Genomic DNA, 13,034 nt, shown 5'->3' with positions numbered 1-13,034 from the left:
CAAAGCAGGAGCAGTATACTATGCAAAATACATAAGTAATGAATAAATATGTATATGCCTCATAGGGGACTGTCAATCTATTTATGGAGATCTACGCGTGTAAAAACAAGCAGTTCTGTCAGGATGATTGGAAAAAGAATGCTTTTTGAGCTAAATAGATGAATATTCCAATATCATTTTCAACAGATTATAAAAAATGAAGGTATATACTAGCTGAAATCCATAATTTTTTAAGGGGATTATTATGCCAGCTAAATTTTTCAGTCGTTTCTTAGGTTTGATTGCGTTAGTTATGGTATTGGGGGCAATCATTATTAACTTTGTTGTGGCTAAACCGATGGTGGAATATTGGATCTTACTCTTACTACCTTGTTTTGCTGTTCCAATTTTAACCTCAGTGATGATCACGAAGGATGAAAATCTTTAACATCATCGTTCAGTAAATCTATTTTTCAATCCAATAGATGATGAATACTCAGTCTGTGCAAAAAGCTCACATCGGGTGGGCTTTTTGTTGATGTGTCTAAAGTATTTTATACTGTGCAAATGAGAAATTTAAAACGCCAGCACAAATTAAAGGTATCAAACGTGATTTGGTCAACTGAACAAGATGCCGTGTTGATCGAACATGCAGATTTAGCTATGTCTGAATTAATCCAGCACTTGGGATTTAGTGAAGAAGACATTTTACAAAGAAAAAAAGTATTGGGTTTAAACCGGCGGGCACGTCAAATTCAACGTTTATATTTTAAATAATTGAAGTCAAATTCATTGAAAGCTGCGAAAGACTTAAAAATGCCTGTGAATTTAAAAACCCACTATCTGTGGGCTTTTAAATTTTTGCTCAATTATTTTGCAACAGCTTCAGAAGCAGGTGCCGCTTCAGTTGCGTCTTGAGCAACTTCAGTTGTTTGAGCTTCAGATGCAGCAGCTTCAACTTTTTGTTCTTCAGCAGCAAATGTAGTTGCAGCCGCCGTCGAGATAAGTGCAGCAAAAAGTGCTTTATTTAAAGTTTTCATGATTCAATCTTCAGTCTATTTTTGGAAAAACAACTTAATGTATTAATCATGAGAAAAGTGTAATTAAAATGGGTGTTATGTGGCTAGATTGTGAACTTTGACGAAAATTTATCACAATAAATCAATGGCTTGAAATCCATCACAAAATAAAATGTGCCATTCAATTGCCATTTATTATTTGAAAGCTTTAAAAAGAAAAACCCGAATAAATCGGGAAGTATATTTTACGTTGTTATTACAGCGAAACTTACCCACTTTTCGCTTAATTACAATTTATCGCTGAAATATGACGCCATGATGAAAAGGAGATTATTCAGCAGGGCATTCAATTTTGAGTTTTACTTTGTAATAGTCCTGTGCAATCTTCAAATCATTTAACATTTTATCTTGAGTATAATCTTGGGCTGCGAGTTTGAGCATGGCAGGCATATAGTTGGTTTTATATTCATGAGGGTAGTCATGACATAAGACTTGGGTTTTTTCCTTGATCGATATTCTTGGGGCATCTAAAACATCAAGGTATTGACTGATTTGCGCATCTGACTGCTCAAATTGTTGAGTCGCTTGTTCCGTTGTTAAATCAGCGTTTTGGCTTTCAGCTGCAGCCGCATCGTCATTGGGTTGTTGGCAGGCAGTCAATATGGTAGCGAAAAATATAAAAGAGAGAATTTTCAATTTTTTCATAAAGTTCAACTCACTGATGTGAATTTATAGATTTAAGTTTTCAATGATTTTAGCAGTATCCCTCTATAGTAACACCTGTACGGGCAGATACGCAGAAAGTCTGATGTTGAATCGATAGTGTGTTAACTACATGGATGATGCATAAGTTTCAACGACTCTTAAGCAAAAGCGTAGAAATTTTTGTTTGGAATTACTAAACTATCGCATTGCAAATTTGCCGTCCAATTCCGAAGCTTCAAATTCCTCAATTTAAGCGTTGAACGATGTTGATGTTCATTGTCATCATTCAATTGCGTAATCATTGCCATGAAACGTTTTTACGCTCAACAGATTTTGCGAACATAGATTTGAATTTTGCATTGTAAAAGTGGCTTGGAAGATTTCGAATGTGGTTCGGGTATCATTTGCTAAATATAGCTAGAGGTTAAAACATTGAGTCAACATCCTGTCATTCAAGAATTATTCGATCGTCCCATCGAGAGAAAACTGTGGGTGGCACCTATGGCAGGTGGGTTAGATTACGTTACTATTTACAATAACATCCAATTTAACGAGCATCAAAAGTGCATTATCTAACCAAAATTATTAACGGAATAACAATTTGCTTCCTAGCATCAGTGAACTGCTATGCTAAAGATGAACCATCAAATGCTCATAATGTAATTGAATTTAAATGGTACGAAGCCAAAAATAATTACAACAGAATAATCAGAGAGTCTAGAGAAGCCAAAAGGAATGATAGTGATTGTGAGGAAAAACTGGATAGCTGTGATAAAGATATGAAAAGCTATCTTTATTACCGGAAACCATTAGCTGCCGCAAAAGCTCGCTTAGATGCAGCTGAAAGCAAGCTATATGAGAAAATGTCATTAGAATTTGATGCAGATAATGTTGGTGTTCAGAAAGATTAATACTTTTATAAGAAGCGGCGTAATCAGAAAAGTCTTGTCGCGTTAAATAATAGATATTCTTTTCAGAAATATCTAAACTAGCGATATGCTGTAGTGCTCCTGTTTTTGTCCTAGCAAAACTGTCCGCCTCATCCAAATACTGAAATATGAATTCTCTGAGTGTTTTTGCTTAAGTTGCACCTCAGGGTTCAACATTTTTTCAGGGTGCAATTCAATTTCTGCCTCTGCGCGTTTAATCCACTCATCAGCCAAAGACTTTTAGCTAAATGTTTTGGATTGCTTGAATTCTGGGTAGCCTTGAAGTTGTACGCGGACTTGAGCTCTATACCGAGTTGTACCGTCTTTTGTTTGTCGCTTAGTGACTGTACCTATGAATTTGCAACATTGAAATTTCGTGATGCAAATAGGTGCAACTAAAGAGCATTAAAAGTCAATACGGAGCGACTAAACGAAGTTAAACGAGGTTAAAGATTTTGAGTAAAAACAATGTCATTCAAGAATTGTTCGATCGTCCCATCGAGAGAAAACTGTGGGTGGCACCTATGGCAGGGGTTACAGATCGCCCATTTCGTACACTTTGCAAATACTTTGGTGCAGGTCATGCGGTCAGTGAAATGATGACGGCAGATAAGACACTACGCATGAGTAAAAAGAGTCTTTATCGTGCCAATTTTGATGGTGAAATAGCGCCTATTTCTGCCCAAATTGCAGGGTCAGATCCAGCTGAACTGGCTGAAGCCGCTCGCTATCAAGTGGCAAATGGTGCGCAAATTGTCGACATTAATATGGGATGTCCGGCGAAGAAAGTCTGTAATAAGTTAGCAGGTTCTGCACTACTCAAAGATGAAGACTTAGTGGCTCGCATTTTAGATGCTGTGGTTGATGCAGTTGATGTGCCCGTGACCTTAAAAACCCGTTTGGGCTATCTCAATGGTCATGAAAACATTATGCGCGTTGCGAAACGTGCCGAAGAAGCTGGGATTGCTGCATTGGCGCTTCATGGTCGTACACGTGAAGATATGTATCTGAATACGGCGCGTTATAGCTTAATTAAAGATGTGAAATCGTTGATCAATATTCCTGTGATTGCCAATGGTGATATTGATACACCTGAAAAAGCCAAATATGTATTGGATTATACTGGTGCCGATGCAGTCATGATTGGTCGCGCAGCTCAAGGTCGCCCATGGATATTCCGTGAAATTGGACATTACCTGACGACAGGTGAGCATATGGCTGCGCCAAGTATTATGGAAGTTCGTGACGTATTGCTCGGACATTTGTCTGAATTATATGGTTTTTATGGTGAATATTCAGGTTGTCGAATTTCACGTAAACATATTGCTTGGTACACAAAGGGTTTACGCTCTAGTAATGAGTTCCGCCAAAATATGTATAAAGTTGAATCTACAGCAGATCAATATAAAGTCGTCGAAAACTATTTTAATCACTTACTCGATCATGGTCAGATCATGAGTGATGTTCAAGTTGATCAGGTCAATTTGCTTGAAACCAAATAACTTAAAGCCAATCGAAATGGATCTGTGCAATGTGATACAAAGTAAGTCGATTTAAGCTAGTTAGATTTATTTGAAATAGATTTAACTAACTTTATTCAAATGATCTAAAACAAATATTTAAATTGTGCATCGATGACAGCCTAAATTGCACATAAAAAGCCCTCAATGTTGAGGGCTTTTTATTAGGCATTCATGTTTAAATGATGCGTTGAGCGAGGTCTTAGTTAAAGCGCATTTCTAAAACCAATTGATTGATCAAGTCGGGTGCTTCCAATTCACGTATTTGAGAGACATTAGTTCCTGCCCAAAATGCACCATATTCATGTACGCCATGCTTGCTGGCTGCTGCATGTAATTGTTTGCCTAAATCATAGCTATATGGGTAAGCCGGAACGGTTGGGCGAGTCGGCGTATCAATATCTGTGTGCCAGTTATTGATAATGCCACGTGCAGGCCGGCCTGAAATACTTGATGTAATCTGCGTGATGGGCGCATCAAATAGTGCTTTGCGATAAGCCTCATTTGCATTTGATGTTTTGCATTGCACAAAAGCAGTGCCCAATTGAACAGCATCTGCACCCAACTCCATAATTTGATAGGCCTGATGTCCATTCATAATGCCGCCAGCAGCAACAACGGGGCATTGAATATGGCGTTTCAAGAGCTGAACCAAATCACGAGTCTTAACGCTGCTATCAAAGTTTTCATTGAAAATGCCACGGTGACCACCAGCTTCAATACCTTGAGCAATCACGATATCAATGCCTGCAGCTTCGATCAGTTTAGCTTCTGCTAAGTTGGTTGCAGAAACTAGAGTCAAAATACCCGCTTGTTTCAAGGCTTGGATTTGATGTGGATGTGGAATACCAAAATGAAAACTCACCGCTTTAGGGCGCGTTTCCAATACGAGGTTTAGAAACTGGTCATTGTCTTTAAAGCTTGGATAAATACAGTTGAGTGCTTCTGGAGCTTCTGCATTATATTGGGCAAAGCGTGACTTAAATTGCATGATCCATTTAGCAGCAACTTGTTCATCGAGTTCTACAGTGTCATGACAAAAAAAATTGACCTGAAAAGGTTGGTCAGTAAGTTCTTGAGTTTGTAATATTTGCTGACGTGCATTCTCAACACTGCTTGCACCTAAACCCAGTGAACCAAGCCCACCTTGATTTGACACTTCTGCAGCAAGCTCAGGTGTAGAAACACCTGCCATCGGGGCAAGAAATATAGGGTGTTTGATGCCAAGTTTTTCTAATAAAGTCATGTGCATACTCCAATCACTCTAATTACTTTGCCCAAGCGAGTGAAATTAAGCAAATAATATTCGTTATTTCATATCGAAATGGCCTGGAGCCTGCACCAATGCTGTGCTTAAAATTAAGCGACACCTCATGTCGTATTGATGATGTATGACCCGACTTTTGAGGTGGATCCTTTTAAAATAATGCTGTGTTCACTTTAAATTTATAATTCTCCCATGTCTGAACGTATCCGTGAAAAACTGCAAATTTTAGCCGATGCTGCCAAATATGATGTCTCATGTTCTTCGAGTGGTAGTAAGCGCCAAAATAAAGACAAAGGTCTGGGTAATACTGGAAACGGCATTTGCCATAGCTATACCGAAGATGGTCGCTGTGTTTCGTTATTAAAAATTCTATTTTCCAATGTCTGTATTTTTGACTGCGCATATTGTGTGTCCCGTCGAAGTAACGACGTAAAGCGCGCAGCATTTACGGTACAGGAAGTGGTCGATTTGACCATGAATTTTTATCGTCGGAACTATATTGAGGGGCTATTTTTAAGTTCGGGGATTTTTAAATCAGCGGATTACACCATGGAGCGCATGTTGCAAGTGGTGAAAAAGCTGCGTTTAGAAGAAAATTTTAATGGTTATATTCATCTGAAGACCATTCCGGGGGCATCTCAGGAAATCATTACCGAAGCAGGTTTATATGTTGACCGTATGAGCATTAATTTAGAAATGCCGACAGAAGATGGTTTAAAAAAATTTGCACCTGAAAAAAGTCATGTCGAAGTCCAAAAAGACTTAGGTATCGTGCGAGATCGTTTGATTCAATTCAAAGATGAACGAAAAATAATACGCACAGTTCCTAAATTTGTACCCGCAGGACAAACGACGCAAATGGTGGTGGGCGCACATCAAGAGTCTGACCGTGATGTCATACTGATGGCAGACCGTCATTACAAAGAGTTTAAGCTCAAGCGTGTGTATTACTCGGGTTATATTCCAATTAATGAAGAGGAGCGTGCGCTGCCAGCTGTGGGGTCTGCGCCACCTTTATTACGAGAAAATCGGCTGTATCAAAGTGATTGGTTGATGCGTTTTTATGGGTTTGAAGCGACGGAATTGGTCGATGAAGAGCATCCAAATTTAGAATTGGATATTGACCCTAAATTAGCGTGGGCACTGCGTCATCCCGAGCAATTTCCCGTGGATATCAATCGTGCTGAATATCAAATGATCTTACGTGTGCCGGGTATTGGTGTACGTTCTGCTCAAAAAATTGTTCAAGCACGACGTTTTGGGAAAATCCATATCGACCAATTAAAACGTATGGGTATTTCCTACAACAGAGCACAACATTTTATACGCTGTGAAGATTCTCCCAAATTTATTCGAGATCAACAGCCACATCAAATACGTCAGCAGATTTTGCAAAGTGGCCAGTCGAAATATACGCAGCAAATTTCTCCACAATTGAACTTCGGTTTTTAGGATACAGTCGTGAGTATTTATGTCTTTGATGGCACGATGACAGGATTGTTAAGTTGTGTTTTTCGGGCCTTTCAATTTAAGCAATTTGACATTCAGATTTGTACAGATGGGCAAGTGCAGGCAGGTCTTTTCGCCGAAGTCATTGATGTGGCTAGTCACGATGAACAAGCACAGCGGGTATGGCAAGGATTAAAGCTTAAAGCATCTGAAAGTGCTTTGAAGCAGTTTTATTATGCGTTTTTATCCGAGCAGCAGCAGGCTTTTCAACATTGTTTTAATTTTGCGATTTATGTGTTCCAGCAACAGCGTGATGTGTCTAAAAACTATGGTCATGCTGATGTATTAGGGATGAGCCAATGGGCGAAGCAAGTGGGGCGTGAAAAGCACCGAATGGAAGCTTTTGTGCGCTTTAAAAAATGTCAGGATGGCTTGTTTATCAGTTTAGTCTCACCTGACTTTAATGTATTGCCTTTGATCGAACGGCATTTTAAATCACGCTATCAAGATCAACGTTGGCTGATTTACGATGAAAAACGCAATTATGGCATTTATTATGATTTAAAACTGGTGCATCAAGTGGATATGGATGCCACAACCATAGATAGGCAAATACAATCAGGCCATAGTCAATCCTTTAATATCGAACTGGATGATGATGAGGTTTTGTATGATCAGCTTTGGAAAGATTATTTTAGAAGTGTCAATATTGAAGCCCGACGTAATATGAAATTACATGTGCAGTATGTGCCACGTCGTTATTGGCGTTATATGAATGAGAAAGTAATTTAAGTGCGAATCATCTGGCTATTTCGGGCATAATGATTGCGCTTTTGATTGTTTAAGGGAGACCTTGATGAAATTATTTCTTGTTACGACCGTTCTGACGACAATGGCATTAACGGCGTGTTCTGCAAATAAGCAAGAAAAGAAAACATTCAATCCACAAAGTTATCAAGTTGCCGATACAGCGGGATTACAACAACGCTTTGAACAATTAAATCAAACTCTAGCAGCTGATTTTAGCCAACTAAAAAAAGTAGAAAGTATGGCTTTTTCAGATCAATCCGCTTTAGATGTTCAGAACTTAAAAACTTTAAATCAGCATTTTGTTGCCAACACCGCTTTAAAAAGCTCAAAAATTGCCTATTGCGAAGTAATGAATCATTATTTTGCCGAAATGTATCATCTCGGACATGTGAACTTGGCCTTGGTGAAAGACGTTAAACTGCCAAAAGCTGCAAACGAAGATTTGAGTCAGGTATTTGCGAATGCAGACCAATTTTATGATTTTATTATCAACCGCTATACCACATACAAACAGGCACAAGAAACCATGCAATATGGTTGTAATCTAAAAGGCGCACTGACAGATTAAAAAAAAACCCTCACTTGAGGGGCTTTTTATTTCACAGATATTAGCAGCCTGTTAATTTTTCAGGTTGTGGACGTTCGCCAGGGAAGAAGATTGGACGTAGTTTGACGCCGATACCGTTCCCAATGAAGGCAAATACTAACCATAACCAACCGTGTAAACTACCTGAAGCAATACCGCTGAAATACGCACCAATGTTACAGCCGTATGCTAAACGTGCGCCATAACCCAACATCAAACCACCGATCACAGCCGCTAACAGTGAACGTTTTGGGATATTAAAGTTCGGTGCAAATTTACCAGCTAGGCTTGCTGCGAGTAAGGCACCGAGCATGATGCCGAAATTCATCATCGACGTGATATCAAGCCATAATGATTCGGTCAGTGCTTTGGCATTTGCAGGTTGCTGCCAATATGCCCAAGATGCAACATCGATCCCCATAACACTTGCTGATTTTGCGGCCCAAACGGCTAAGGCAGAGGTCACGCCCCAAGGGCGGCCTGCAAGTGCGAGTGTGGCAAAGTTCAGTAAAGTTAGGATAATTCCGCCCCAAACCAATGGCCATGGTCCACGTAGAAAACGTTTCCAGCTGTGTTGCATTGCTTGCGGCTCAACCTCAAGCTGACCATGGCGTTTCTTTTCAAAGTAAACTGTTGCTGCGGCAATCAATATAAAGAGCACAAAGTTTAATGCCAGTGCAGGGACTACACCAAAGCTTTTGACTAAAGAAATCGGCTCAAAGTGGGGAAGGTCAAACCACCATTGAATATGCGAAGTTGCAATCAGTGAACCTGTACAGAAAAAGATCAACGTTACAATCATACGTGCGCTACCTGCGCCCACAGTGTACAGGGTCCCTGATGCACAGCCGCCGCCAAGTTGCATACCAATACCAAAAATAAAGGCACCGATCATCACGGACATTGAAACAGGATTAACGTTACCTTTGACTGGGTTGCCAAATAATTCACCTGCACCTAAAGCAGGGAAGAAGAGCAGTACAGCCAAAGCCAACATGATCATTTGTGCACGCAAGCCACGACCACGACGCTCTTTAATAAAGACACGCCAACTTGAGGTAAAACCAAAAGATGCGTGATAAAGGGTCATACCCAAAGCACCGCCAATTAAAAATAGCAATGCTTGGTTAACGCCCACAACCAGATAAGCACCAAGGGTGCCTAAAATTAATAAAACAAAAGCCACCCAAATCGATACATTGGATCGATTGGCTGGCGCAGCAATTACAGACATGGAGAAAAAAGCTTAAAAAATGTAGCTCTATTTTACGGTTTTTATATATTGTAAAAATGAATATTGTTGAAAAATCACACAATCATTGCTGCGTATAAATGATTTAACATATATGAAAAACTGATAAAGCGAGCGTTAAACTGGATTTACATTAAATAAAGAACCAATCCAACTAGAAAAAAGCATGGCTGCAATGCCCCAAAGCGCAACACGTAGACTGCCTTTCAACATAGAAGTGCCTGCTGCATAACTGGCTAAGGCACCGAGGAGTGCTAGGGAAATCACGCCAACGGCCATAACGGTTTTTTCAATATGCATGTTAGCACTGATCAAAATCGCAACCATCGGAAATAGTGCACCAATTGAAAATGCTAAAGCCGATGAGAGTGCTGCTTGAACGGGTTTTGCTGCGGTATTGTCATGGATTCCAATTTCATCTCGCGCATGGGCTTCTAGTGCATCATGTGCAGTTAATTGGACTGCAACTTCATGGGCTAGGGTTGGCTCTAACCCACGATTTACATAAATTTGAGTCAGCTCTTTAAGCTCCATTTCTGGGTTACGTTGTAATTCTTTATGCTCCATGTGAAGATCTGCTTTTTCGACGTCTTCTTGAGATTTCACAGAGATATATTCGCCCGCAGCCATAGAGGTTGCACCAGAGATGAGTCCTGCAATACAGGTAATGAGTAAGGTATGGCTAGAAGCACCACTTGCGGCCATGCCCATAATTAAACTGGTGACGGAAATAATGCCATCATTTGCACCGAGTACAGATGCACGTAGCCAACCTGTACGTTCCATAAAATGTTTTTCGGTATGATGTGAATAAGACATTCTTTTCTCTAAATTTGTTATTTATATGACCTCATAAGATTGACCTGACATCAGTTAAATTTCAAGTTAAAAATAGATTGAAACAGTAAGTTGAATAAAATACAGATATAAAAAAAGCACCCGAAGGTGCTTTTTTTTAAGAATGCTTATTGTTGAGCTTTTTCTTTCACGTTTGCTGCACCTTGCTCAACAGCACCTGCAGTTGCAGCAGTCGCGTCTTTAGCTGCTTCTTTTGCATTGTGTGCAGCAGCTTCAGCATTTTCTGCAGCATTGTCAGCTGCTGTCGCAGTTGCAGTTGCAGCATTATCTACAGCAGTAGCTGTCGCAGTTGCCGCTTCTGAAGTTGCATCAGCAATGTCATGGCCTGCTTGGTCAGCAGCGTTTTCTAGGTGTTCACCAGTTGTTGCACCTGTTTCTGGCGCTTTGTCTTTATTACAGCCAACAAGTGCAACAGTTGCAGCCAAACCTAAAGCAACAAGTAATTTATTCATTTTGATCTTTCCTTTTTTTGTTATGCCCGTAGCATGGGCTGAATTTATATTAGCTGAAAAAATATTCAAAAATCGATCAAAAATTGTTGATTTAGTGTAATTTTATCCAGCATATTTTGTAGTTTAAAAGGCTTTATATCTGCTTATGGCGTTAAGGGTTTTGACTAAATAATTCTTCAATTGAAGTCACAAGTAGATAGATAAATTCACTGTCTTCATGGCGCCATAAATATATTTCTTCCCCCAATTGTGTATCGTCTACCGTACGCATCAATAAATAATCGCCATCGCCGTTATGTGCAATTGCAATACTGTTTTCAGGGAAGTCTTCAATTTTACTTATGGATTGATGTTCTGCGGCTAGATGATTCGTTGTACGTTTTATTCTTTTCACATCGCTGGTGTCTTGGAAGGGAAAAAGCCACCAAGCTTCGATGTCATCACCATCTTTAAATTCATCCGCACTAGAAAAGCTAATGCCGAATTCGCCACCATTTTCAATTTGCATTTTGGCTTTATATTTTTCTGGAAACTTAAATCCTAATTGTTCTTCAGTTGCAGTAATAAATTTTAAGTCTAATGGAAAGGGCATGATGTTGTTCTTAAATTATTTTGGTGTTATATGAATAGGCTAGGCGTAAATTTTAGTCAATATTTTTTACACTCGTTATTTTTATCCTAGATGTTTTAGTTATGGACATATGGGGCATAAAAAAGCCTGCAATCAATGCAGGCTTTTTTGAGAAATTAATCTATTAAGATTAAAGACCAGCAGATGCTTTAAGCGCTTCCACTTTGTCAGTTTTTTCCCATGTAAATGCGGTATCAGAACCTTCACGACCAAAGTGACCATACGCAGCAGTTTGTTGGTACATCGGTTGGATTAAGTTCAACATACGAGTAATACCGTATGGACGTAAGTCAAAGTGTTCACGTACAAGTGCAATAATCAAATCTTCAGATACTTTTGCAGTATTGAATGTGTTGATCGAGATAGATGTTGGTTCTGCAACACCAATCGCATATGACACTTGAATTTCACATTTGTCAGCTAGGCCGGCAGCCACAATGTTTTTAGCAACATAACGGCCTGCATAAGCAGCAGAACGGTCCACTTTTGATGGATCTTTACCAGAGAACGCACCACCACCGTGACGAGCCATACCACCGTAAGTATCTACAATGATTTTACGGCCTGTTAAACCACAGTCGCCTACAGGGCCGCCAATGACGAACATACCTGTTGGGTTGATGTGGAATTTAGTGTCTGCATGGAACATTTCAGCAGGAATCACTTTTTTCACGATTTCTTCAATTACCGCTTCTTTCAATTGAGCTTGAGTAATTTTGGGATCGTGCTGAGTCGAAAGTACAACTGCGTCTAAGCGAACTGGCATGCCGTTTTCATAAGCAAATGTTACTTGGCTTTTTGCATCGGGACGTAACCAAGCAAGTTTGCCTTGTTTACGTAGTTCAGCTTGTTTTTCCATTAAGCGATGCGCATATGAAATCGGTGCTGGCATAAGCACATCAGTTTCACGGCTTGCATAACCAAACATTAAGCCTTGGTCGCCCGCACCTTGATCTTCTGGTTTTTGACGGTCAACACCCTGAGCAATTTCAGGTGATTGTTTACCGATCATGTTGATCACGGCACAAGTTGAACCATCAAAGCCAAGATCTGAATGATGGTATCCGATACCATTTACGGTATTACGAACAATCGCTTCAAAGTCAACATTTGCAGTTGTTGTGATTTCACCGGCAAGTACAACCGCACCCGTTTTTACAAGCGTTTCACAAGCAACCCGTGCATATGGGTCTTCTTTTAAGATTGCATCCAAAATAGCATCACTGATTTGGTCAGCCATTTTATCCGGATGGCCTTCGCTTACAGATTCCGAGGTAAATACAGCGTACTCGCGCATAAGTCCTATCACAGTTAAATTTAAAGACGCAATATGTTACATCGAGAAAGCGTTTAGGACTAGCTTAACATGACCAAATTGGATGAAATTAATTCATTTCAATGACTTTTTAATTGATATAGGCATCTAAAAAATTGATATGAGCTATGGATTTCTCATTTTAATTTTTTATGATGAGATAAAACAGAGATATTGGGCTTTGGTACAAGCAACAATGTGATTAGGCGTTAAAATGCCTAAATTGGCTTTTTAAGTGAATCAATTATAAGAAAAAATCAAA

Annotated in this window: 15 protein-coding genes and 1 pseudogene; 7 read left to right on the top strand and 9 right to left on the bottom strand. The window is 39.5% G+C overall.

All coding sequences use genetic code 11. The annotated features are described in order from the left end of the window. Positions 1-244: 244 nt before the first annotated feature. Both FTU77_RS02610 and FTU77_RS02605 read left to right on the top strand, forming a co-directional pair. Entirely contained in the window at positions 245-427 is a 183-nt protein-coding gene (locus tag FTU77_RS02610) for a hypothetical protein (RefSeq protein WP_168377709.1), read from the top strand. Positions 428-588: 161 nt separating this feature from the next. Continuing rightward, the gene (locus FTU77_RS02605; RefSeq protein WP_373683444.1) at positions 589-756 is read left to right on the top strand and encodes an acyl-CoA thioesterase; all 168 of its coding nucleotides are present in this window, start codon (positions 589-591) and stop codon (positions 754-756) included. A gap of 92 nt (positions 757-848) precedes the next feature. Here FTU77_RS02605 and FTU77_RS02600 read toward each other — a convergent pair whose 3' ends face one another. After that, on the bottom strand, positions 849-1,019 hold the full coding sequence (locus FTU77_RS02600) for a hypothetical protein (RefSeq protein WP_180054363.1): 171 nt from the start codon (positions 1,017-1,019) through the stop codon (positions 849-851). 309 nt (positions 1,020-1,328) lie between these two features. Next, complete coding sequence (locus FTU77_RS02595) at positions 1,329-1,703, bottom strand: hypothetical protein (protein WP_180054490.1); 375 nt, start codon at positions 1,701-1,703, stop codon at positions 1,329-1,331. A 563-nt stretch (positions 1,704-2,266) separates the two neighbouring features. On the opposite strand from FTU77_RS02595, the gene FTU77_RS02590 reads away from it, so the two are divergent. After that, positions 2,267-2,614, top strand: a complete 348-nt coding sequence (locus FTU77_RS02590) for a hypothetical protein (RefSeq protein WP_168377460.1) — start codon at positions 2,267-2,269, stop codon at positions 2,612-2,614. 16 nt (positions 2,615-2,630) lie between these two features. On the opposite strand, the pseudogene FTU77_RS15935 reads toward FTU77_RS02590, so the two are convergent. Continuing rightward, positions 2,631-2,986 (bottom strand): annotated as a pseudogene (locus tag FTU77_RS15935) (site-specific integrase); the annotation flags it as partial. Positions 2,987-3,114: 128 nt separating this feature from the next. Here FTU77_RS15935 and dusB point away from each other — a divergent pair. After that, positions 3,115-4,134, top strand: coding sequence for a tRNA dihydrouridine synthase DusB (dusB, locus tag FTU77_RS02585; RefSeq protein WP_257222171.1), 1,020 nt, complete (start codon positions 3,115-3,117; stop codon positions 4,132-4,134). Positions 4,135-4,354: 220 nt separating this feature from the next. Here dusB and FTU77_RS02580 read toward each other — a convergent pair whose 3' ends face one another. Further along, positions 4,355-5,398, bottom strand: a complete 1,044-nt coding sequence (locus tag FTU77_RS02580) for a nitronate monooxygenase family protein (RefSeq protein WP_180027046.1) — start codon at positions 5,396-5,398, stop codon at positions 4,355-4,357. 213 nt (positions 5,399-5,611) lie between these two features. Here FTU77_RS02580 and FTU77_RS02575 point away from each other — a divergent pair, with 213 nt between their 5' ends. From FTU77_RS02575 to FTU77_RS02565, 3 genes are all read left to right on the top strand, one after another. After that, positions 5,612-6,871, top strand: coding sequence for a putative DNA modification/repair radical SAM protein (locus tag FTU77_RS02575; protein ID WP_180054488.1), 1,260 nt, complete (start codon positions 5,612-5,614; stop codon positions 6,869-6,871). A gap of 9 nt (positions 6,872-6,880) precedes the next feature. Further along, positions 6,881-7,660: a TIGR03915 family putative DNA repair protein gene (locus FTU77_RS02570; RefSeq protein WP_180054486.1), complete on the top strand. Its 780-nt coding sequence runs from the start codon at positions 6,881-6,883 to the stop codon at positions 7,658-7,660. 64 nt (positions 7,661-7,724) lie between these two features. Further along, positions 7,725-8,246 (top strand): hypothetical protein, encoded by a 522-nt coding sequence (locus tag FTU77_RS02565; RefSeq protein ID WP_180054484.1) that lies wholly within the window; start codon positions 7,725-7,727, stop codon positions 8,244-8,246. A 40-nt stretch (positions 8,247-8,286) separates the two neighbouring features. Here the strand turns inward: FTU77_RS02565 and FTU77_RS02560 are convergent, their stop codons facing one another. The 5 genes from FTU77_RS02560 to metK form a co-directional block, all read right to left on the bottom strand. Beyond that, a complete protein-coding gene (locus tag FTU77_RS02560; RefSeq protein ID WP_180054482.1) occupies positions 8,287-9,498 on the bottom strand; it encodes a YeeE/YedE family protein in 1,212 nt (403 codons plus the stop codon). Positions 9,499-9,633: 135 nt separating this feature from the next. Further along, positions 9,634-10,335, bottom strand: coding sequence for a VIT family protein (locus FTU77_RS02555; RefSeq protein WP_168377647.1), 702 nt, complete (start codon positions 10,333-10,335; stop codon positions 9,634-9,636). A 146-nt stretch (positions 10,336-10,481) separates the two neighbouring features. Beyond that, the gene (locus tag FTU77_RS02550; protein ID WP_078188782.1) at positions 10,482-10,826 is read right to left on the bottom strand and encodes a hypothetical protein; all 345 of its coding nucleotides are present in this window, start codon (positions 10,824-10,826) and stop codon (positions 10,482-10,484) included. 151 nt (positions 10,827-10,977) lie between these two features. Then, entirely contained in the window at positions 10,978-11,418 is a 441-nt protein-coding gene (locus FTU77_RS02545; protein ID WP_180054480.1) for an SMI1/KNR4 family protein, read from the bottom strand. 169 nt (positions 11,419-11,587) lie between these two features. After that, the gene (gene metK, locus FTU77_RS02540; protein ID WP_078188779.1) at positions 11,588-12,754 is read right to left on the bottom strand and encodes a methionine adenosyltransferase; all 1,167 of its coding nucleotides are present in this window, start codon (positions 12,752-12,754) and stop codon (positions 11,588-11,590) included. Positions 12,755-13,034: the final 280 nt, after the last annotated feature.

Origin of the sequence: Acinetobacter sp. YH12142 (genome assembly GCF_013418435.1) — a bacterium.
GTDB lineage: Bacteria > Pseudomonadota > Gammaproteobacteria > Pseudomonadales > Moraxellaceae > Acinetobacter > Acinetobacter amyesii.
Note: the sequence above shows the minus strand (reverse complement) of the source record. Positions and strands in the feature narration are given on the sequence as shown.